Genomic DNA, 22,268 nt, shown 5'->3' on the forward strand with positions numbered 1-22,268 from the left:
TATTACGCGTTGGGTGCAACGCCATACTGCTTAAACCAGGCCAACATTCGTACCCAGCCATCAGCGGCTGAGTCAGCATGGTAGCTTGGGCGATAATCGGCATTAAACGCGTGTCCCGCTTCCGGATACACCACGATTTCCGCTTTGGCATTGGCGGCATGCAGTGCCTGACGCATCTTATCAATGCTCTCTAACGGGATGCTCTCATCCTGACCGCCGTACAATCCGAGCACCGGTGCGTTAAGGTCGACGGCTACATCGATAGGATGTTTTTGTTGTTTGAGGGTTTTCTCACCCTCTAACCGACCATACCAGGCCGCTGCCGCCCGCACCTGCGGATTGTGCGCGGCGAACAGCCAACTGATGCGTCCGCCCCAGCAGAAGCCCGTGATGGCCATGCGACGAATATCGCCATCGTGGCGTGCGGCCCAGTTGGCAACGTGATCGAGATCGGACAGCACCTGAGAATCGGGCACCTTGCTGACCAGTTCTTTGAACAGTGTCGGGATATCACTGTAGTCACCGGGATCGCCTTCACGGAAGTAGAGTTCAGGTGCGACCGCCAGATAGCCTTCCAGCGCCAGACGACGGCAGATATCTTTAATATGTTCATGAACGCCAAAAATCTCCTGCACCACCAGAATCACCGGTAGTTTGCCTTCATAGGATTTGGGGCGAGCATAATAAGCCGGAAGGTTTTCTCCCTGGCTGGGAACAGAAGTTTCACCGGTGTGAATAGCGTCACTGACGGTGGTGATGGTGCTGCTGGCGATGGGCTGAACGGCAGGGGCAAAGCCACCGGCTACTGATTTTTGTGCCATATTGTCTTCGGTTTTCATGGTTCTCTCCGTGCTAGCAAATGCGCAATCACGTAACTATAGCCTGCTTCGGGAGCAAGGCTGACGTAGGGTTCAGAGGGATGTGTACTTATGTTCTTCTTCTCTATTAACACTGCCACCCGAACTTACACAGCACCGCTTGTAGCAATTCAGAATTGCCGAGCTGCAATGTGTGATGTGAATCACATAATAATTTTCTGATAATGTAAGTTTCATTGTCGATGGTGAAATAAATCACATATTTATGTGGCGCTCTGGCGTAGAGTGACACGCATATCCCTTATCTATCAGGAGTCTGTTATGGCCCAGTCTGACGTTTTCCACCTTGGTATCACTAAAGCCGATCTGAAAGGAGCCACACTGGCTATCGTTCCCGGCGATCCGGAGCGTGTGAAAAAAATCGCTGCGCTGATGGATAATCCGCAGCATCTGGCTTCGCACCGTGAATTCACCACTTACCTGGCGGAAGTGGATGGCAAGCCGGTGGTGGTCTGTTCTACCGGGATCGGCGGACCATCGACCTCTATTGCCGTGGAAGAACTGGCGCAGCTCGGCGTGCGCACTTTCCTGCGTGTGGGCACGACCGGGGCGATCCAGCCGAATATCAATGTAGGCGACGTGCTGGTGACTACTGCTTCGGTGCGTCTTGACGGTGCCAGCCTGCACTTTGCGCCGATGGAGTTCCCGGCAGTGGCCGATTTCACCTGCACCACCGCGCTGGTGGCCGCAGCAGAAGCCTGCGGTGCCAAAACGCACATTGGTATCACCGCTTCATCTGACACCTTCTATCCGGGGCAGGAACGTTACGACACGTTCTCAGGACGTGTGGTGAATCGCTTCCAGGGCTCAATGCAAGAGTGGCAGCAAATGGGGGTTCTTAACTATGAGATGGAATCCGCTACACTGTTAACCATGTGCGCCAGTCAGGGGCTGCGAGCGGGCATGGTGGCGGGTGTTATCGTTAACCGTACGCAAAAAGAGATCCCGGATGCCGCGACCATGAAACAGACCGAAAGCGATGCGGTGAAAATTGTTGTAGAAGCCGCGCGTCGCTTAATTTAGTGCGCAAGGCAGCAGGTATTACGGATAAGGAATTCCCTGCTGCCATCACATTGCGCACGTTTTTCAGCTGATACTGAGAAAACAACTATGCGCAAAACGGTTTCTGCTCCGCGTCCTGCCTTTAATCATCCTTCCACGGCTGCTCAGTCTCGCATTGAGAGCGTGGCAGCGCGTTTCCGCCAGGCGATGGCGACCTCTGATTTCCCCGTGGCACGTCAGTGCTGTGAAGAGGTTTTGCGCGTCATGCCGCAAAACATGCAGGTACTGAGTGACTATGCGCTGACGCTAATGCGCGTGGGGGAGTACAAAAAATCCTACAAAACTTATCAAAAGATCTATCAGGCATCGGCAGCGCAGCGTGCGCAGGCTTCCGACACCTGGCTCGATGGCTTAACCGAAGTGTGTGGCTGGCTGGAAAAGCACGATGAAGTGGCACGTTACGGCCGTGAGTCGCTGGAGAAGTCTGACGCGATCTTTCGTCAGGGCCACACAGTGGCGTATCCCGCAGAAGCACCGCCGTCTTTCAATCCCACCAATCCAACTGAAAATATCATCTCTTTCAGTCTGTATGGTGGCCAACCACGCTACTGTGAAACGCTGATCAAAAATATCGACGTTGCGCGCGAGTTCTATCCCGGTTGGATGTGTCGCATCTATCTTGACGACAGCGTGCCGCAACACGTCTGGCAGCGTCTGAAGCAGTCAAATGTCCAGTTAGTGGATATGTCACATGAGAAGACCATATTCCCGACGCTGTGGCGCTTTCTGGTGATGGATGATCCATGCGTAAAGCGTTATATCGTGCGAGATGCGGACTCCCTGCTGTCGGAGCGTGAAGTGGCGGCGGTAGAAGCCTGGCTGCAATCGCCCTGCTGGTTCCATCACATGCGTGACTACTTTACGCATACCGAACTGCTGCTGGCAGGCATGTGGGGCGGCTGTCATGGCGTATTCCACAACGTTGAACAGCAGATACGCGACTTTATCGCCCAGTACAGCGGCAGTGAACGCTTCACCGATCAATACTTCCTCAAAGTGGCGTTGTGGCCGACGGTGCGCGAAAGCCTGCTGAATCATGACGACATCTTCCGATTCCATCATGCCCAGGCGTGGCCCGCACATCCGCCAATTCGCTGGCAAACCGAGCGTTTTCACGTCGGCAGCAACGCAGGGTATTCCAGCATGGCGGGCAAGGTGGAGAATGTTGATAACGGCTGGCAGCAGGTTGAACTCACTCACAACGGACAAAGCTGGTGCTATCCCGCCAAAGTAAAGGGCAGTGAATGGCTGTTGCCGATGCCGTTTTTCCTGATTGATGCGTGGAAGGCGGGTGATTTGACGGTGAAAGCGCTGTAAATCATCAGCCAGCTACACAACTGTCTGGACATTCATACAGTAGCGACTTACCTTTTCCCTCAGCGAAACGATCCGCGGGGGGATTATGGATCAGCAACTTATCATTAGCGGTGCGCTGGCGCTGGCCGGACTGGGCCTCGGCTGGATTTTGGCCCAGTTGCGTGCCGGGCACCAGCACGCCAGCTTCACCACCGAACGCCGCCTGCTGGAAGAGGCGCAACAGCGTCAGCAGCAGCAGCTCGAACAGTTACAACAACAAATTCAGCAGCGCGAGCAAGAACTGCGGCAATTGCATGGCACGCTCAGCGGGGCACAGGAACGGCTGCAACAGCTCGATTACTGGCGTGGTGAGAGCGAGCAGCTCAGCCGGGAATTGCGTAATCAGCTGGAAGTGAACAGTGCGCAAGAAGCTGAACTGCGTGAAGTCACCATCCGTTTAGAAGAGACGCGTTTTGGCGCAGAAGAGAAGCAGCGCCTGCTCACTAACAGCGAACAGCGTCTCAGCGCACAGTTTGAAAATCTGGCCAACCGCATCTTTGAAAACAGCGGACGTCGGGTGGATGAGCAGAATCGGCAAAGCCTCAACGGGCTGATTGGTCCGCTGCGCGAACAGCTGGATGGTTTCCGTCGCCAGGTGACGGATAGCTTTGGCCAGGAAGCCCGCGAACGCCACACGCTGGCCCATGAAATTCGTCAACTGCAGCAGCTGAACGCGCAAATGGCGCAGGAAGCGGTCAACCTCACCAAAGCGCTAAAAGGCGACAATAAAATCCAGGGCAATTGGGGCGAAGTGGTGCTGGCGCGGGTGCTGGAAGCCTCCGGTCTGCGCGAAGGTTATGAATATCAGACGCAGGTCAGCGTGCAGCTGGAGCAGCAGGGCAGGATGCAACCGGATGTGATCGTGCGGTTACCGCAGGGCAAGGATGTGGTGATTGACGCCAAAATGACGCTGGTGGCTTACGAACGCTATTTCAACGCGGAAGATGAAGCCACGCGCGAGCAGGCGATCCAGGAGCACGTTAACGCCATGCGCGGCCATATTCGGCTGCTGGGGCGAAAAGATTATCAACAATTGCCCGGTTTACGCTCTCTGGATTATGTGTTGATGTTTATTCCGGTCGAGCCCGCGTTCTTGTTGGCGATTGATCGGCAGCCAGAGCTGATCAGCGAAGCGCTGCAGCAGAACATCATGCTGGTAAGCCCTACGACATTATTGGTGGCGTTGCGCACCATCAACAACCTGTGGCGTTATGAGCATCAGAGTCGCAATGCGCAACGCATCGCCGACCGAGCTACGCGGTTGTACGATAAAATGCGGCTGTTTGTGGATGATATGAGCGGTATCGGTCACAGCCTCGATAAAGCGCAGCAGAGTTATCATCAGGCGATGAAAAAGCTGTCAGAAGGGCGCGGCAATTTGATTGCGCAAAGCGAATCCTTCCGCGCGTTAGGCGTAGAGATTAAACGGCCGATCAATCCCCAATTGGTCGAACAAGCGCAGCCGGAAGAAGCGGGCGAAGATTGGGCGGACGATCCCGAGCCCAATGAAAATGTGGCAGATTCTCCCACCGCTTCACTGCGCCGCATCAACGAATAGCACGGTGGTCGCGTGCTCGCGTAGCGCGACTCTGATACACTTCGGCAAGAATTGTTTGTGGAACAGGTAAACCCGATGGCAGATGAATCACAGCAGGAAACTACCCATTTTGGCTTTCAGACCGTCGCGAAAAGCGAAAAGGCCGATAAAGTCGCGGACGTGTTTCATTCCGTAGCGGCAAAATATGACCTGATGAACGATTTGATGTCGTTTGGCATCCATCGTGTCTGGAAGCGTTTTACCATCGACAGCAGCGGCGTGCGTCGTGGTCAGCGTGTGCTGGATCTGGCCGGCGGCACCGGTGATTTGACAGCAAAATTCTCTCGCCTGGTGGGCGAGACGGGTCAGGTTGTTTTGGCGGATATCAACAGCTCGATGCTGAAGATGGGCCGCGAGAAGCTGCGCAATATGGGCGTGTCAGGCAACGTCAGCTATGTGCAGGCCAACGCCGAAGCGCTGCCGTTCCCGGATAACTATTTCGATTGCATCACCATCTCTTTCGGTTTGCGTAACGTCACCGAAAAAGAGAAGGCACTGGCCTCGATGTACCGGGTGCTGAAACCAGGCGGACGCTTGCTGGTGCTCGAGTTTTCCAAACCGCTGCTGGAACCGCTGAGCAAAGCCTACGATACCTATTCCTTCCACATCCTGCCGCGTATTGGGCAGCTGGTGGCGCAGGATGCCGATAGCTATCGCTATCTGGCAGAATCGATTCGTATGCATCCCGATCAGGAAACCCTGAAGGCGATGATGAACGATGTGGGTTTTGAAAATACCACCTACTTCAACATGACCGGCGGTATTGTGGCGTTGCATCGCGGCTTTAAGTTCTGATTGATCATGACTTTTACCCCGCTAATCACGGGCGGCCTTGAAACCGCCCTCAATCGTGTTCTGTATCGTGATCGTAGCCTGAAAGCCGCGCGTCAACGTCTGGCAGGTAAAGTGCTGATGCTGCGCCTGCAGGAACTGGATTTCCCGCTGGTGCTAGTGTTTAGCGAATCGCAGCTGGATGTGCTGAGTGACTGGCAGGACAGCAGCGACTGTAGCGTGAGCCTGCGCCTCAGCACCTTGCCGAAACTGCGCGATCGCCAGCAGCTGACCAGTTTGATCCGTAGCGGTGAGCTGGACGTGGAAGGCGATCTGCAAGTGGTTCAGCAATTCTCTGCGCTAATGGATCTCGCTGAGCTCGATCCAGCCGAGTATCTGGCGCCGTGGATCGGCGACATTGCCGCGCAGGGTGTCAGTCAGGCTGCTCAGCAGGCGCTGAAATTTGTGCAGCGACAGGTGACACGTCGGCAGGATTATCTCGGTCAGGTGCTGACGGAAGAGTGGCGGGTTGCGCCCGGTGCACTGGAGCTGGCGTGGTTCTGTGAAGAGGTTGAAGCGATGGAACGTTCGCTTAATGCGCTCGAAGCGCGTTTAGCACAGCTGGAGGCGAAATGACGCTGGGAGAAATTCGGCGCTTATACTTCATCATCAAGGTCTTTCTGACTTACGGGCTTGATGAACTGATCCCTCAAATGCGCATCACGTTGCCGCTTCGTATCTGGCGACGTTGTATTTTCTGGATCCCTAACAAGCACAAAAATGAATCGACGGGCGTGCGCATTCGTCTGGCAATGGAGCAACTTGGTCCAGTGTGGATCAAATTTGGTCAGATGCTTTCGACGCGCCGCGATCTCTTCCCACCGGCCATCGCCGATGAACTGGCGGTGTTGCAGGATCGCGTGGCGCCTTTTGATGGGCTGAAAGCCCAGCAGCAGATTGAACAATCCATTGGCGGTCCTGTCGACACCTGGTTTGACGACTTTGATATCAAGCCGCTGGCTTCTGCTTCGATTGCGCAGGTGCATACGGCTACGCTGAAATCCAACGGCCGAGACGTGGTGATCAAGGTGATCCGCCCGGACATCCTGCCGGTGATCAAAGCGGATATGAAGCTGATTTACCGCATGGCGCATTGGGTTCCTCGTCTGTTGCCGGATGGTCGTCGTCTGCGCCCGGTTGAAGTGGTGCGCGATTACGAAAAGACCCTGATTGATGAACTCAATCTGCTGCGCGAATCGGCGAACGCCATTCAGCTGCGTCGTAACTTTGAGCAGAGTCCGATGCTGTATGTGCCGGAAGTGTTCTCGGATTACTGCAGCGAATCGATGATGGTGATGGAACGTATTTACGGCATTCCGATTTCTGATGTGGCGACGCTGGAGAAGCATGGTGTCAACATGAAGCTGCTGGCAGAACGCGGCGTGCAGGTGTTCTTCACCCAGGTGTTCCGCGATAGCTTCTTCCATGCTGACATGCACCCCGGCAACATCTTCGTTAGCTATGACCATCCAGAAGATCCGCAGTACATCGCGATTGACTGCGGCATTGTCGGCTCGTTGAATAAAGAAGATAAGCGCTATCTGGCGGAAAACTTCATCGCCTTCTTTAACCGTGATTACCGTAAAGTGGCAGAACTGCATGTGGATTCAGGCTGGGTACCGCCGGATACCAATGTTGAAGATTTTGAGTTCGCCATTCGTACCGTCTGCGAGCCGATTTTCGAGAAGCCGCTGGCTGAGATTTCATTTGGCCACGTGCTGCTTAACCTGTTTAACACCGCGCGTCGCTTCAATATGGAAGTGCAGCCGCAACTGGTGCTGTTACAGAAAACGCTGCTCTACATTGAGGGCATTGGCCGTCAGCTTTATCCGCAGCTCGATCTGTGGAAAACCGCGAAGCCATTCCTCGAAGACTGGATCAAAGATCAGATCGGCATTCCTGCGATTCTGCGCGCAGTGAAAGAGAAGGCGCCATTCTGGGCTGAAAAACTGCCGGAGTTGCCTGAACTGTTCTACGACAGCATGCGTCAGCATAAATTATTGCAGCACAGCGTCGATAAACTGGTCAGCGATATGAATGCGCAACGTACGCGCCATCACAAGGCACGTTATCTGTTTGGCGTAGGGGCTACACTGTTATTAAGTGGCACCGCGGTGCTGTTAAGTCGACCCGACTGGGATTTCTTCCCAGCCTTACTAATGGCCGCTGGCATCGTCACCTGGCTGATAGGCTGGCGCAAGACAAACTGATTGTTTGACTGGTGCAAATCGCGTAATGTCGCAGGCTAAAGCCCGAATTCATACGGGCTTTCTGTGCGTTTCAATTCAGAGTTTTTCACAGAATATTAGAGGCATATCTCATGGGCGGTATCAGTATTTGGCAATTGATCATCATTGCCGTCATTGTTGTACTTCTGTTCGGTACCAATAAACTTCGCAACCTGGGTTCGGATTTAGGTTCTTCTATTCGTGGCTTCAAAAAAGCCATGGGCGATGAGGACGATAAAAAGGATCAACCGAAAGAGCAGGACGCTGACTTCAACGCCAAGACTCTGGCAGACAAACAGCAAACCTCGGCGAGTAAAGACGACGCCCGGGACAAGTAAGGGTTAACTGTGTTCGATATTGGTTTTAGTGAACTGGTATTGGTGTTCGTTATCGGGCTGATCGTTCTTGGCCCGCAACGATTACCGGTTGCGGTGAAAACCGTCGTGGGCTGGATTCGGGCGATTCGCTCCCTGGCTGCTAACGTGCAAAACGAACTGGCGCAGGAGCTGAAACTGCAGGAATTGCAGGACAGCCTGAAAAAGGTTGAGGAAGCGGGCCGTGGCTCACTGTCACCGGAACTGAAAGAGTCGATGGAAGAGTTGCGTAAAACCGCCGATTCGATGAAGCGTTCTGTACAGCAGAGCATCGATATCGAGAAAGCGGAAGATGAAGCGAACACCATTCATCAACCGTCGTCTGCAGGCACCTCTTCTGCACCGGTAAGCCAGCCTCCGGTCACCCCCGCGGCGGCAGAGCATCAGGCTAGCGCACCGGCTCAGGCACCTCAGGCAGTGACGGCAGAGCATCAGGCAAGCGCTCCGGCTCGGGCACCTCAACCAGCGGCGGCAGAGCATCAGGCTAGCGCACCGGCTCAGGCACCTCAGCCAGCGGCGGCAGAGCACCCGGCCAGCGCACCGGCTCAGAAACCTCAACCGGTAACAGCAGAGGCTGCGGCACCTGTTAATACCGCGCAGAATGCGACGCCCACCCCCACCGTAAAAGATGAAAGATAAACATGGCCGTTGAAGATACCCAACCGCTCATCAGCCACCTGATTGAGCTGCGTAAGCGTTTGCTGAACTGCATTATTGCGGTGTTTGCTATCTTTTTGTGCCTGGTTTATTTCGCCAACGACATCTATCACTTAGTGGCTTCGCCGCTGATTAGCCAGATGCCGGCCGGTGCCAGCATGATCGCCACTGACGTGGCTTCACCGTTCTTCACCCCCATTAAGCTCACCATCATTGTTTCGGTGTTCCTTGCGGTGCCGGTGATCTTGTATCAGGTGTGGGCTTTTGTGGCGCCTGCGCTGTATCGCCATGAGCGTAAGCTAGTGATGCCGCTGCTGTTCTCCAGTACGCTGCTGTTCTACGTTGGCGTGGCTTTCGCTTACTTCATCGTGTTCCCGCTGGCGTTTGGCTTCTTTGCCAAAACCGCGCCACAGGGCGTCACCATTGCTACTGATATCACCAATTATCTCGACTTCGTCATGACTCTCTTCATGGCGTTTGGCGTAGCGTTTGAGGTACCGATTGCGATTGTTCTGCTGTGCTGGACCGGCATTACCTCGCCAGAGGATTTGAAAAAGAAACGCCCCTACATTCTGGTTGGCGCGTTCGTTGTTGGGATGCTGCTCACACCGCCGGATGTTTTCTCGCAAACTTTGCTCGCTATTCCGATGTACTGCCTGTTTGAAGTCGGCGTATTCTTCTCCCGTTACTATGTGGGTAAAGGGCGCAAGGCGTCAGATTCAGAGGATGAGGAACAGAATACCGAATCCTGACAAGGCATTCCCGCACGCGAGCGGGATGAGCGTTAAGAATCTAAACCGCCCACACATTGGGCGGTTTTTATTTGGGAGAAGACATGTTTGATATCGGTGTAAACCTGACCAGCACGCAATTCGCAAAAGATCGCGATCAGGTGGTTAAACGCGCGCGCGAAGCAGGCGTCACCGGCCTGCTGATTACCGGCACCAATGCGCTGGAGAGCCAGCAGGCGCGTCAGCTCGCGGCACAGCATCCTGGCTACTGCTGGTCTACAGCCGGCGTGCATCCGCATCACGCCAGTGAATGGTCGGCAGAGACGGCGAACACGCTGCGCCGTCTGGCAGAGAGTGAGCAAGTGGTGGCCATCGGTGAATGCGGCCTCGATTTTAACCGCAATCTCTCGGCGCACGACCAGCAGGAGTATGCCTTTGATGCACAGCTGGCGCTGGCAGCAGAGTTACAACTGCCGGTGTTCCTCCACTGCCGCGAAGCACACGATCGTTTTGTTGCAGTGCTGGAGCCGTGGCTGCCGAAATTGACGGGCGCGGTGGCACACTGTTTTACCGGCACGCGTGATGAACTGGAATCGTGCCTGGCCTTGGGCTTATCGGTGGGCATTACCGGCTGGGTGTGCGATGAACGTCGTGGCCTGGAATTGCGTGAGATGCTGCCATTGATTCCAGCCGAGCGTCTGCTGCTGGAAACCGATGCGCCTTATCTGCTCCCGCGTGATATGCATCCACGGCCGCCTTCGCGTCGAAACGAGCCCTGTTTCCTGCCGCATATTGTGCAGCAGGTGGCGAACTGGCGTGGGGAAGAGGCTGAAGCGCTGGGTGCGCAGGTCAATCACAACGCACGTCAGCTGTTTAAACTGGTTTAAAGCTTACGGAACTGTTTGTTGTCGACGCTGCGCATCACTTGTTTGTTGAGCAGGTTAAGCAGTAACACCGAGCGGGTTTCGCCATCAGGCTCGGCAAAAATAGCGCGCAGCCCCTCAAAAGTCCCTTCGGTGATGATCACTTCATCACCGCTTTGTGGCGTTTCTGGATCCAGCATAATTTGCGGCACATCGGTTTGCAGCGCTTCAATCACTTCGCTGGAGACCGTTGCCGGTTGCGCGCCAAAGCGCACAAAGTGGCTGACGCCGCGCGTGCTACTGATGGTGGTGGTGTGAATCGCTTCCGGATCGAATTCGATAAACAGATAGTTGGGAAACAGCGGCTCACTCACCGTGGTGCGTTTACCGCGCACAATCTTTTCCAGAGCGATCATCGGGCTGAGGCAATTCACCTCCTGCCGCTCAAGATGCTCTTTCGCGCGCAACAGCTGTCCACGTTTGCAATAGAGTAAGTACCAGGATTCCATAACTGCTCCCAAATATTGGACGCTAAGAATAACAAACCTGCTGTCAGAGTTATAGCGCATCGGCCAGTGGAAACGCGGCTGTGAAATAAAAATCACTACGAATTTTCCGATTGGTGCGGCTTATTAACGCTTTCTTGCAAGAAAATTGACGGCTGATGACCATCTGTATCAGACTCCTTCCCCATCTTTCGCTTGAATTTGAAAAAGGACTGGCTGATGGAACTGTTCTTATTAAGCAACGGCAAAGTGGCTGATGATGCGCCACTGCTGAGCTACGCTCACCCCCAACTGCACGCGATGATTGCGCAGCGCGGCATTACATCGGCGGTGCTGGTGCCTTATGCCATTATTCGTGGCGACCATGCGCAGCGTGCACAAGACCTGTCTGACTCATTGGGTATTCAGGTGCGCACCGTGCATGAGTTTGACTCCCCGGTGGCAGCGATTGAACAGGCGGAGATGATTCTGGTAAGCGGCGGCAACACCTGGTTCCTCAATCAGATGCTGCACGAGCAGGGGCTGATCGTGGCGATTCAGCGTGCTGTGCGCGAACGTGATGTGCCTTATGTCGGATGGAGTGCCGGTTGTAATGTGGCGACGCCATCGATCCGTACCACCAACGATATGCCGGTGCGCAGCAGCGTGGTTTTGCCTGCATTAGGCCTGTTCCCGGTGCAGATCAATCCGCACTATCTGGATGCTCACGTCAGCGGGCATATGGGGGAGACGCGAGATGAGCGTCTGGCGGAGTTCTGCGCCGTCAATCCACATGAGTCGGTGATCGCCCTGCGAGAAGCCAGTTTCCTGCACGTCAGTGAAAACCGCCTGCGTTACTACAGCGCGCGCGGCGAAGACTTTAAAGTGTTCCGTCATGGTGAGCCAATCGCCGCACATCACGATGTGCTGGCCATTCAATCGCTGGTGCCTTTCTCCTGTCAGCCAGCTTGAACCACAAACCACAACACGCCAGCGTGAATCAGACCTATAATGGCCAATTCACTCTGGCTGGAAGCTAACGCCGCATGAAATATCAGGATTTACGAGACTTCCTCGCGTTGCTAGAGCAGCGCGGCGAGTTAAAGCGCATCACTCAGGAGATCGATCCTGAGCTGGAGATGACCGAAATTGCCGATCGCACTCTGCGTGCCGGCGGTCCGGCGCTGCTGTTTGAGAACCCGAAAGGGTACGACATGCCCGTATTGTGCAACCTGTTCGGTACTCCCAAGCGCGTGGCAATGGGCATGGGACAGGAAGAAGTCAGTGCCCTGCGCGAAGTGGGCAAGCTGCTGGCGTTTCTGAAAGAACCCGAGCCGCCAAAAGGTTTCCGCGATCTGTTCGATAAGATGCCGCAGTTCAAACAAGTGCTGAACATGCCGACTAAGCGCCTGCGCAATGCACCTTGTCAGGAAGAAGTCTTCAGCGGTGATGATGTCGATCTGTCGCGCATTCCGGTGATGAAGTGCTGGCCGGGCGATGCCGCGCCGTTGATTACCTGGGGCTTAACCGTCACGCGTGGTCCGCATAAGGAACGTCAGAATCTGGGTATTTATCGCCAGCAGGTGATCGGCAAAAACCGCGTGATCATGCGCTGGCTGTCGCATCGCGGCGGCGCGCTGGATTTCCAGGAGTGGTGCAAAGCCCATCCGGGCGAACGCTTCCCGGTGTCCGTGGCGCTGGGTGCCGATCCGGCCACGATTCTGGGCGCAGTGACGCCGGTACCCGATACGTTGTCGGAATATGCTTTTGCTGGCTTGCTGCGCGGTAATAAAACCGAGGTGGTGAAGTGCCTGTCTAACGATCTTGAAGTGCCAGCCAGCGCAGAGATCGTTTTAGAAGGTTACATCGAACCGGGTGACATGGCGCCAGAAGGCCCTTACGGCGACCACACAGGCTACTACAATGAAGTAGATAGCTTCCCGGTGTTTACCGTGACGCACGTAACGCAACGCCGTAACCCGATTTATCATTCAACCTATACCGGTCGTCCGCCGGATGAACCTGCGGTATTGGGTGTGGCGCTGAATGAAGTGCTGGTGCCGATTCTGATTAAGCAGTTCCCGGAGATTGTCGATTTCTATCTGCCGCCGGAAGGTTGCTCGTATCGCCTCGCGGTGGTGACGATCAAGAAGCAGTATGCCGGGCATGCCAAACGCGTGATGTTTGGCGTCTGGTCTTTCCTGCGCCAGTTTATGTACACCAAGTTTGTGATCGTATGCGACGACGACGTTAACGCACGCGACTGGAACGACGTGATTTGGGCCATTACCACGCGGATGGATCCGGCGCGTGATACCGTGATGGTGGAGAACACGCCTATCGATTATCTCGACTTCGCCTCACCGGTTTCCGGTCTGGGATCGAAGATGGGGCTCGATGCCACCAACAAGTGGCCCGGTGAAACCACTCGTGAGTGGGGCACGCCGATTGTGAAAGATCCGGCAGTGACCGCGCGCATTGATGCAATTTGGGATGAGTTAGCTATCTTTGCCGAGCCGCCGCAGCGCTAAAGGCGGCAGAAAACCATAAAAAAGGGCACGTATGACGACGTTAAGCTGCAAAGTGACTTCTGTCGAAGCGATTACGGACACGGTGTACCGCGTCCGTTTGATTCCGGCCGCGGATTTTAGCTTCCGCGCAGGGCAATATCTGATGGTGGTGATGGATGAGCGCGATAAGCGTCCGTTTTCGCTGGCTTCAACGCCAATGGAAAAAGACATTGTTGAGCTGCACATCGGCGCTTCCGATCTTAACCTCTACGCGATGGCGGTGATGGATCGCATCAAAAACGATCGTCAAATCACCGTGGATATGCCGCATGGCGATGCCTGGCTGCGTGAAGACAGCGATCGCCCCATTATTCTGATCGCGGGCGGCACCGGTTTCTCCTATGCACGTTCGATTCTGCTGACGGCACTGGCGCAGCAGCCAGACCGCGATATCGCCATCTACTGGGGCGGCCGGGAATTGATGCATTTGTACGATCTGGATGAGTTGAACGCGTTGGCGGTCAAGCATCCTCATCTCAAGGTGATTCCGGTGGTAGAACAACCCGCAGAGGGTTGGGATGGACGTAGTGGCACGGTGTTGACCGCCGTGATGCAGGACTATGAAACTCTCAGCGAGCACGATATCTATATTGCGGGTCGTTTCGAAATGGCAAAGATAGCGCGCGAGCGTTTTTGTGCGGAACGTGGTGCGGTTGAAGCGCAGATGTTTGGCGATGCGTTTGCCTTTATCTGAGTAAAAAAGCCCGCCCGAAAGGGCGGGAACACGTGCTTCAACGTATTAAACGCGTTCGAACACCGTCGCGATCCCCTGGCCTAAGCCAATACACATGGTCGCCAGACCAAATTGCGCATCACGACGTTCCATCAGATTGAGCAGCGTCGTGCTGATACGCGCCCCCGAGCATCCGAGTGGGTGCCCCAGCGCAATCGCGCCGCCATTCAAATTCACTTTCTCATTAAGCTGATCCAGCAATCCCAAATCCTTAAGGCACGGCAGTGTCTGCGCGGCAAAGGCTTCGTTTAGCTCAAATAGATCAATATCCTGCACGCTTAATCCGGCACGCTTCAGTGCCAGTTTGCTGGCCGGCACCGGACCGTAACCCATGATGGATGGATCACAGCCGACCACCGCCATGCTGCGGATACGTGCACGCGGGGTCAGGCCGAGTTCGCGGGCGCGGCTTTCACTCATGATCAACATGGCAGCCGCGCCATCGGAGAGTGCCGATGATGTACCCGCCGTAACGGTGCCGTTGACCGGATCAAACGCGGGACGCAGCGCAGCCAACCCTTCCAGCGTGGTATCTTCGCGGATCACTTCATCCGTTTCATAGCGTTTCAATACGCCGTCGGCATCGTGGCCATAGGTCGGCACGATTTCACGTTTGAAATCGCCACGTTGGGTCGCAGCCCAGGCGCGCTGATGTGAACGCAGCGCAAAGGCATCCTGTTGCTCACGGGTGATGTGATGCATGCGCGCCAGCATTTCAGCGGTTAATCCCATCATGCCTGCGGCTTTTGCCACGGTGCGGCCCAAACCCGGATGGAAATCAACGCCGTGGCTCATGGGCACATGGCCCATATGTTCGACGCCGCCAATCAAACAGCTGTGCGCATCGCCCACCATAATGGCGCGTGCCGCATCGTGCAGCGCCTGCATTGACGAACCGCACAAGCGATTCACCGTGCTGGCTGGCACGCGGTGCGGAATTTCGGCCAGCAGTGCTGCGTTACGCGCAATGTTGAAGCCCTGTTCCAGCGTCTGCTGCACGCATCCCCAAATGATGTCATCCAGAGAGGCCGGATCAACGCCGGGGTTGCGGCTCAGCAATTCGCGCATCAGATGCGCCGAGAGATCTTCCGCGCGTACCTGACGAAACGCGCCGCCTTTTGAACGGCCCATCGGTGTACGTACCGCATCAACTATGACTACCTTTTCCATATTCTTTACCTCAGGCACTTTGCAGTGTCGCTTCGTCAATCGGTTGGGCTGCGGGATACCAGCTTTGATGCTGATGCGCTTTGTGCACTAATAGTTCAGGTACCGCATACAACGGGCCGAGTGGGGTGTAGCGTTTGGCTTGATCAACCAGATTGCTAAGGCCGAGCGTATCCATATAGCGGAAGGCACCCCCTCGGAACGGAGGGAAACCGAGGCCGTACACCAGCGCCATATCGGCTTCAGCCGGTGAGGCGATAATCTTCTCTTCGAGGCAGCGCACCACTTCATTGAGCATTGGCAGCATCATACGGTTAGCAATGTCCTCATCACTGAACACGCGTTTCGGCTCGCAAATCGGTTCCAGCAGCGCATCAACAGCCGGATCGGTTTTCTTCTGGGCTTTGCCTTTTTTATCTTGCTCCCAGCTGTAAAAGCCCAGGCCGTTTTTCTGGCCGTAACGTTTGGCTTCAAACAGCACATCAATCGCGTCGCGGTAATCCTTCTGCATGCGGGAAGGGAAGCCTTGCGCCATGACCTGTTGTGCGTGATGGGCGGTATCAATGCCCACCACATCCAGCAACCAGGCCGGGCCCATAGGCCAGCCGAACTGTTTCTCCATCACTTTATCGATCTGACGGAAATCAGCGCCATCGCGTAGCAGCAGGCTGAAAGCGGCAAAGTAGGGGAACAACACACGGTTCACAAAGAAACCTGGGCAGTCATTCACCACGATCGGCGTTTTGCCCATCTTGCTGGCCCAGGCCACCACTTTACTGATGGTGGCTTCTGAAGTCTGCTCGCCACGGATGACCTCAACCAGTGGCATGCGTGGTACGGGATTAAAGAAGTGCATGCCGCAGAAGTTTTCTGGACGCTGCAGCGATTGCGCCAGCTGGCTAATCGGAATGGTCGATGTGTTGGAGGCGAGTACGGCATCATCGCGCAGATGTTGCTCGGTTTCTGCCAACACTTTGGCCTTGATTTGCGGGTTCTCGACCACGGCCTCGACCACCACATCGGCACGTTCGAAACCGGCGTAATCCAGCGTAGGTTGAATCGTCGTGAGGACGCTCGCCAGTTTGGAACCGTTGATCTTGCCGCGTTCCAACTGCTTGTTCAGCAAGTTACTGGCTTCTGTCATCCCCAGTGTTAACGCCTGCGGATTGATATCTTTCATTTTCACCGGCACGCCTTTCCATGCCGACTGATAAGCAATCCCACCCCCCATAATGCCTGCGCCCAACACGGCCGCTTGCTGCGGTGCACCGGCTGCACTGCTGTGTTTCTTCGCCAGGCCTTTGACATATTGGTCGTTCAGGAAGATACCGACCAGCGCGCGCGCCACATCGCTTTGTGCCAGCGGCACGAATGCAGCGGTTTCCAGTTTCAATGCATCGTCACGATGTAAACCGGCTGCCGCTTCAATGGTTTTCACCGCGGTGATAGGCGCGGGATAATGCTTGCCTGCGGTTTGCATCACCATGCTTTTGGCAATGGTGAAGCTCATCGCCGCTTCAATCGGGCTGAGCTTCAGAGGCGCTAGTTTAGGTGCCCGGCGCGCCTGCCAGCAGCCTTGCGCAACGGCATCCTGCAACATTGTGAGTGCTGCAGCGCGTAGCTTTTCGCTGCTCACGACCGCATCGACCAGGCCGAGTTGCAGGGCGCTGGTGCCATCAACATCTTTTCCTGCGGCAATGATTTCCAGTGCGCTATCAGCGCCGAGCAAACGTGGCAAGCGCACGCTGCCGCCAAACCCCGGCATGATGCCCAGTTTGGTTTCCGGTAAGCCGATGCGTGCAGCAGGCGTCGCGACGCGAAAATCTGTCGCCAGGACACACTCGCAGCCGCCGCCCAGCGCGTAGCCGTCAATCGCAGCGACAGTCGGCACCGGCAAATCTTCCAGGCGATTGAAGATGCTGTTGGCAAACGCCAGCCATTGGCTCAGCTTCTCTTCTGGCGCATCAAACAGCGACAGGAATTCGGTGATATCGGCACCGACAATGAATGCCGGTTTGGCCGAGGTGAGCAGCAGGCCACGCAACTCGGGCTGTTGCTCCAGCACGCTGAGTGCATCGCCCAGTGAGGCAACTGTTTTGGTGTCGAGTTTGTTCACTGAACCGGGGGCATCGAAAATCAGCTCGGCAATGCCGTCATCAAGCCAGTGAACTGAAAGGGTATCGCCTTGGTAGAGCATGTCCGTCTCCTGAAACCGCGAAAGGTGATCTGGTCATACCAGATGAGTTGGAGTGTGGGCGGCATGTTAATTTTTTGCAAACGAGTCTTTGCTTATTTGATACGCCGATCACAGCGAGTGCAGCACGGCAACAGACTTGAGGCTGTGCTACACTGCGGCCAATTTCGCGATATCGGAGACAAGTCCATGGATTCACTGAAAACCCTGTATCACGCGCATATCAATACGCTGCAACAGCGAGCGCAACAGGTGCTGGCACGCTTTAAACTTGATGCGATGTTGATTCACTCTGGCGAGCTGTTAACCGTTTTTCTCGACGATCACGACTACCCGTTTAAGGTGAATCCGCAATTCAAGGCTTGGGTTCCTGTCACACAAGTGCCTAACTGCTGGTTATGGATCGATGGCGTTAACAAGCCAAAGTTGTGGTTCTACTCACCTGTGGATTACTGGCATAACGTCGAGCCATTGCCCAACAGCTTCTGGACTCAGGATGTTGAGGTGGTGGGCCTGAAAGATGCCGATGAGATTGGGCAACTGCTGCCGGCTCAGCGCGACAATGTGGCTTATATCGGACCTGTGCCCTCCCGCGCCACACAACTCGGCATCAATAGCGATCGCGTGAATCCCAAAGGCGTGATCGACTTCCTTCATTACCATCGCAGCATCAAAACGGATTACGAACTGGCCTGTATGCGCGAAGCGCAGAAACTGGCGGTTGCAGGACATCGTGCGGCGAAAGAAGCCTTCTTCTCAGGTATGAGTGAGTTCGATATCAATCAGGCGTATCTGACGGCGACTGGCCATCGTGATACGGATGTGCCCTACGGCAATATTATCGCGCTTAACGAACATGCTGCGGTGCTGCACTACACCAGGCTCGACCATCAGCCACCGGCGAAGCGCCACAGTTTCCTGATTGATGCGGGTGCGGAATACCTTGGTTACGCCGCCGACCTGACGCGCAGCTATGCAGCCCAAAGCAAATCGCGTTATGCCGAAATGGTAGAGGCGATGAATAAAGAAGAGCTGGCGCTGATTGCGACGTTGAAAGCGGGCGTGCGTTACACCGATTACCATTTGCAAATGCATCAGCGTATTGCCCGTCTATTGTTGAAGTTCGATTTGGTGAAAGGTCTGACCGAAGAGACGCTGGTGGCGGAGGACCTGACGGGTCCGTTTATGCCGCACGGTTTGGGCCATCCGCTGGGCTTGCAGGTGCATGACGTCGCAGGCTTTATGCAGGATGACAATGGCACGCACCTGGCGGCACCATCACAGTATCCTTATCTGCGTTGTACCCGCGTACTGGAGCCGGGCATGGTGCTGACCATCGAGCCCGGTTTCTACATTATCGATTCACTACTGGCAAAACTGCGTGGTGGTAAATACAGTCAGTACTTTGACTGGCAGGCGATCGACGCATTGAAACCGTACGGTGGTATTCGTATCGAAGACAATGTGGTGATCCATGCCAATCGCGTTGAAAACATGACGCGCGATCTGCATCTGGCCTGATGGATGCGTACGATATTCCCGCTGAGGCTGTGAGCCTCAGCGAGGAAACCATCAAGAAAAGCCGCTTTATGACTTATCTGGCGCATACCGTTGGCGTTGAGGCGGCGCGTGCGTTTGTCCAGCAGGTGAAGTTGGAACATCCTGCGGCGCGCCATCACTGCTGGGCGTGGGTTGCCGGTGCGCCGGATGATTCGCAGCAGCTGGGTTTCTCCGATGATGGTGAGCCTTCTGGCACGGCGGGCAAACCGATGCTGGCACAGTTGATGGGTAGCGGCGTCGGTGAAATTACCGCAGTGGTAGTGCGCTATTATGGCGGCATCATGCTGGGTACCGGTGGATTAGTGAAAGCGTATGGCGGCGGCGTGCAGCAGGGGCTGAAGCAACTGATGCGTGCGCGTAAAGTGCCGATGCAATCTTTTACCTTGCAATGTGATTATGCCCAGTTAAGTGATATCGAGCGTTTGTTGCAACGCTTTGACGGCATCATTGAAGAGAGCCATTATCAGGATCGTATCGCGCTGCGTCTGGCGTTGCCGCATCCGCAAATTGATGGCTTTCGGCAAAACCTTTCTGATTACAGCCGGGGCGCGCTGACGCTCATCCCGCTGGACAACTAAAAGCATCTGTTTAAAGGAACGGCTGAATGCATTTTCGCGCCATTACCCGCATCGTGGGACTGTTGGTAATTTTATTCTCGGTGACCATGATCCTACCGGGGCTGGTGGCCTTAATTTATCGCGATGGCGCCGGACGAGCGTTTAGCCAGACCTTTATGATGGCGATTGTGATTGGTTCGCTGCTGTGGTGGCCTAATCGCAAAAAGAAAACCGAACTTAAACCGCGAGAAGGGTTTCTGATCGTCGTGCTGTTCTGGACGGTGCTGGGTAGTGTGGGTGCGATGCCTTTCATTTTTGCCGAACAGCCGCACCTTTCGGTTACCGATGCTTTCTTCGAATCCTTCTCTGGGCTGACCACAACGGGCGCCACTACGTTGGTGGGCCTTGATACCTTACCGAAAGCGATTTTGTTCTATCGTCAGATGCTGCAATGGCTGGGCGGTATGGGGATCATTGTACTGGCGGTGGCCATCTTGCCGATTCTGGGCGTGGGTGGCATGCAGCTTTATCGTGCTGAGATGCCGGGGCCGTTAAAAGATAACAAGATGCGCCCGCGTATTGCGGAAACGGCTAAAACGCTGTGGCTAATCTATGTCTTACTTACCGTGGCCTGTGCGGTGGCGCTGTGGCTGGCGGGCATGCCGGTGTTTGATGCCATCGGTCACAGCTTCTCGACCATCGCGATTGGTGGCTTTTCTACACATGATGCGAGTATCGGCTACTTCAACAGTCCTACCATCAATACCATCGTGGCGGTGTTCCTGCTGATCTCGGGCTGTAACTATGGCTTGCACTTCTCTTTATTGAGCGGCCGCAGCCTCAAAGTTTACTGGCGCGATCCCGAATTTCGCATGTTTATTGGCGTACAGCTGACGTTAGTGCTGATCTGTACGGTAGTGCTGTGGTTCCACAACGTTTATGCCAGCGGTTGGCAAACATTGAACCAGGCCTTTTTCCAGGTGGTATCGATGGCAACGACTGCTGGCTTTACCACCGATAGTATTGCGCGCTGGCCATTATTCCTGCCTGTACTGTTGCTCTGTTCGGCTTTTATCGGCGGTATGGCGGGATCGACTGGCGGTGGCTTGAAGGTGATTCGTATTCTGCTGCTGTTTAAGCAGGGGTCGCGTGAGCTTAAGCGTTTGGTGCATCCGAACGCGGTCTACACCATCAAGTTGGGTAATCGCGCACTGCCGGAGCGTATCCTTGAAGCGGTATGGGGATTCTTCTCTGCTTATGCGCTGGTGTTCTTACTCAGCATGCTGGCGATTATCGCGACGGGCGTCGATGACTTCTCCGCTTTCGCTGCAGTTGCCGCAACGCTGAATAACCTCGGCCCAGGCTTAGGTGTTGTAGCGGATAACTTCACGTCTATGAATGACGTCGCTAAGTGGATTTTGATTTTAACCATGCTTTTTGGACGCCTTGAGGTGTTCACACTGCTGGTCCTGTTCACCCCGACCTTCTGGCGTGAATAAGAGAAACAGGATTATCTAATGAAAGCATTGATTCTATATTCCAGCCGTGATGGGCAAACCCGTGAGATCGCAGCGCGTATTGCACAGACGCTAGCGCCGCAACAGCTGTGTGACGTGATTGATTTACTGGAAGTACAGCAGGTTGAGTGGTCGCAGTATGATCGCGTGCTGATTGGCGCTTCAATTCGTTACGGACATTTCCATCCGGCATTAATGAAGTTTGTTACTCAGCATAAAGCTGAGCTGCATCAGCGCGTCAGTGGCTTCTTCAGCGTCAATCTTACGGCGCGTAAAGCAGATAAGTGCACGCCAGCAACCAACGCCTATACGCATAAGTTCCTGGAGCAGTCACCCTGGCAGCCAGATTGCTGTGCGGTGTTTGCCGGCGCGTTGCGTTATCCCCGCTATCGCTGGTTTGATCGTGTCATGATTCAACTGATTATGCGTATGACGGGCGGTGAGACCGATACCTCTAAAGAAGTGGAATACACCGATTGGAATAAAGTCGTGGTTTTTGCCCAGGATTTTGTGCAGTTACCAGGCAAATCGTTGTGAAATAGAGCGTTGTGGCTAAATTTAGGTCGAACGATCATTTTTTTGCAATAAACCCTTGTCAGCCCCGAATAACTCCCTATAATGCGCCACCACTGAGACGGCAAAGCGGCAACGCAGACGGCTCAGCAGGGAGTGAAGAAATTCATCCCGCCGGAGAAAAACGCTGAAAAAAGTGTTTGACTCTGAAGGAGGAAAGCGTAATATACGCCACCTCGCAACAGCAGCTTAAGGCGCTGATTGCACCGCTCTTTAACAATTTATCAGACAATCTGTGTGGGCACTCGCAGGATTGATATCAGCGTCTCCGGACGTAAAAAATATCAAGTCTCACGAGTGAACACATAATGAAATTCATTATGACGTTTTACAGA

At 54.7% G+C, this 22,268-nt stretch carries 21 protein-coding genes; 17 read left to right on the forward strand and 4 right to left on the reverse strand.

Annotated elements, in window-relative coordinates:
• Positions 1–2: 2 nt before the first annotated feature.
• The gene (locus FD744_RS16110) at positions 3–839 is read right to left on the reverse strand and encodes a dienelactone hydrolase family protein (RefSeq protein ID WP_160868712.1); all 837 of its coding nucleotides are present in this window, start codon (positions 837–839) and stop codon (positions 3–5) included.
• A gap of 300 nt (positions 840–1,139) precedes the next feature.
• Between FD744_RS16110 and udp the strand changes: the two genes are divergently transcribed.
• The 10 genes from udp to tatD all read left to right on the forward strand — a co-directional run bounded on the left by udp (position 1,140) and on the right by tatD (position 10,601).
• Complete coding sequence (udp, locus tag FD744_RS16115; protein ID WP_038643781.1) at positions 1,140–1,901, forward strand: uridine phosphorylase; 762 nt, start codon at positions 1,140–1,142, stop codon at positions 1,899–1,901.
• A gap of 87 nt (positions 1,902–1,988) precedes the next feature.
• The gene (locus FD744_RS16120; RefSeq protein ID WP_160868713.1) at positions 1,989–3,257 is read left to right on the forward strand and encodes a tetratricopeptide repeat protein; all 1,269 of its coding nucleotides are present in this window, start codon (positions 1,989–1,991) and stop codon (positions 3,255–3,257) included.
• A gap of 85 nt (positions 3,258–3,342) precedes the next feature.
• Positions 3,343–4,854, forward strand: a complete 1,512-nt coding sequence (rmuC, locus tag FD744_RS16125; RefSeq protein ID WP_160868714.1) for a DNA recombination protein RmuC — start codon at positions 3,343–3,345, stop codon at positions 4,852–4,854.
• 75 nt (positions 4,855–4,929) lie between these two features.
• Complete coding sequence (ubiE, locus tag FD744_RS16130; protein ID WP_160868715.1) at positions 4,930–5,688, forward strand: bifunctional demethylmenaquinone methyltransferase/2-methoxy-6-polyprenyl-1,4-benzoquinol methylase UbiE; 759 nt, start codon at positions 4,930–4,932, stop codon at positions 5,686–5,688.
• A gap of 6 nt (positions 5,689–5,694) precedes the next feature.
• Complete coding sequence (locus tag FD744_RS16135) at positions 5,695–6,300, forward strand: SCP2 domain-containing protein (protein WP_097118528.1); 606 nt, start codon at positions 5,695–5,697, stop codon at positions 6,298–6,300.
• Entirely contained in the window at positions 6,297–7,934 is a 1,638-nt protein-coding gene (gene ubiB / locus FD744_RS16140) for a ubiquinone biosynthesis regulatory protein kinase UbiB (protein WP_160868716.1), read from the forward strand. Before FD744_RS16135 ends, ubiB begins: the two co-directional genes overlap by 4 nt.
• Before the next feature lie 110 nt (positions 7,935–8,044).
• A complete protein-coding gene (gene tatA / locus FD744_RS16145; protein WP_034827923.1) occupies positions 8,045–8,290 on the forward strand; it encodes a twin-arginine translocase TatA/TatE family subunit in 246 nt (81 codons plus the stop codon).
• A 9-nt stretch (positions 8,291–8,299) separates the two neighbouring features.
• Positions 8,300–8,965 (forward strand): Sec-independent protein translocase protein TatB, encoded by a 666-nt coding sequence (tatB, locus tag FD744_RS16150; RefSeq protein ID WP_160868717.1) that lies wholly within the window; start codon positions 8,300–8,302, stop codon positions 8,963–8,965.
• Positions 8,966–8,967: 2 nt separating this feature from the next.
• Complete coding sequence (gene tatC, locus FD744_RS16155) at positions 8,968–9,735, forward strand: Sec-independent protein translocase subunit TatC (RefSeq protein WP_034827926.1); 768 nt, start codon at positions 8,968–8,970, stop codon at positions 9,733–9,735.
• Between the two features lie 83 nt (positions 9,736–9,818).
• Positions 9,819–10,601: a 3'-5' ssDNA/RNA exonuclease TatD gene (tatD, locus tag FD744_RS16160; RefSeq protein WP_034827928.1), complete on the forward strand. Its 783-nt coding sequence runs from the start codon at positions 9,819–9,821 to the stop codon at positions 10,599–10,601.
• On the opposite strand, the gene rfaH is transcribed toward tatD, so the two are convergent.
• The gene (gene rfaH / locus FD744_RS16165; protein ID WP_038643771.1) at positions 10,598–11,086 is read right to left on the reverse strand and encodes a transcription/translation regulatory transformer protein RfaH; all 489 of its coding nucleotides are present in this window, start codon (positions 11,084–11,086) and stop codon (positions 10,598–10,600) included. The two genes, tatD and rfaH, sit on opposite strands and share 4 nt — an antisense overlap.
• A 216-nt stretch (positions 11,087–11,302) precedes the next feature.
• Between rfaH and pepE the strand changes: the two genes are divergently transcribed.
• The 3 genes from pepE to fre all read left to right on the forward strand — a co-directional run bounded on the left by pepE (position 11,303) and on the right by fre (position 14,326).
• Entirely contained in the window at positions 11,303–12,034 is a 732-nt protein-coding gene (pepE, locus tag FD744_RS16170) for a dipeptidase PepE (RefSeq protein ID WP_160868718.1), read from the forward strand.
• A gap of 74 nt (positions 12,035–12,108) precedes the next feature.
• Positions 12,109–13,593, forward strand: a complete 1,485-nt coding sequence (gene ubiD, locus FD744_RS16175; RefSeq protein ID WP_039329276.1) for a 4-hydroxy-3-polyprenylbenzoate decarboxylase — start codon at positions 12,109–12,111, stop codon at positions 13,591–13,593.
• Between the two features lie 31 nt (positions 13,594–13,624).
• On the forward strand, positions 13,625–14,326 hold the full coding sequence (gene fre, locus FD744_RS16180) for an NAD(P)H-flavin reductase (RefSeq protein ID WP_160868719.1): 702 nt from the start codon (positions 13,625–13,627) through the stop codon (positions 14,324–14,326).
• Positions 14,327–14,371: 45 nt separating this feature from the next.
• Here fre and fadA read toward each other — a convergent pair whose 3' ends face one another.
• Positions 14,372–15,535 (reverse strand): acetyl-CoA C-acyltransferase FadA, encoded by a 1,164-nt coding sequence (fadA, locus tag FD744_RS16185; protein ID WP_160868720.1) that lies wholly within the window; start codon positions 15,533–15,535, stop codon positions 14,372–14,374.
• 10 nt (positions 15,536–15,545) lie between these two features.
• Positions 15,546–17,729 (reverse strand): fatty acid oxidation complex subunit alpha FadB, encoded by a 2,184-nt coding sequence (gene fadB, locus FD744_RS16190; protein ID WP_160868721.1) that lies wholly within the window; start codon positions 17,727–17,729, stop codon positions 15,546–15,548.
• Positions 17,730–17,915: 186 nt separating this feature from the next.
• On the opposite strand from fadB, the gene pepQ reads away from it, so the two are divergent.
• Genes pepQ through hemG form a run of 4 tightly spaced genes read left to right on the forward strand, consistent with a single transcriptional unit; the run spans position 17,916 to position 21,897 of the window.
• Complete coding sequence (pepQ, locus tag FD744_RS16195) at positions 17,916–19,247, forward strand: Xaa-Pro dipeptidase (protein ID WP_034827944.1); 1,332 nt, start codon at positions 17,916–17,918, stop codon at positions 19,245–19,247.
• The gene (locus FD744_RS16200; RefSeq protein ID WP_034827946.1) at positions 19,247–19,864 is read left to right on the forward strand and encodes an IMPACT family protein; all 618 of its coding nucleotides are present in this window, start codon (positions 19,247–19,249) and stop codon (positions 19,862–19,864) included. Before pepQ ends, FD744_RS16200 begins: the two co-directional genes overlap by 1 nt.
• A gap of 26 nt (positions 19,865–19,890) precedes the next feature.
• The gene (gene trkH / locus FD744_RS16205) at positions 19,891–21,342 is read left to right on the forward strand and encodes a Trk system potassium transporter TrkH (RefSeq protein WP_034827948.1); all 1,452 of its coding nucleotides are present in this window, start codon (positions 19,891–19,893) and stop codon (positions 21,340–21,342) included.
• Positions 21,343–21,360: 18 nt separating this feature from the next.
• On the forward strand, positions 21,361–21,897 hold the full coding sequence (gene hemG, locus FD744_RS16210; protein WP_160868722.1) for a menaquinone-dependent protoporphyrinogen IX dehydrogenase: 537 nt from the start codon (positions 21,361–21,363) through the stop codon (positions 21,895–21,897).
• The last annotated feature ends 371 nt before the right edge of the window (positions 21,898–22,268 follow it).

Source organism: Pantoea sp. Taur (assembly GCF_009830025.1).
Lineage (GTDB): Bacteria > Pseudomonadota > Gammaproteobacteria > Enterobacterales > Enterobacteriaceae > Pantoea > Pantoea communis.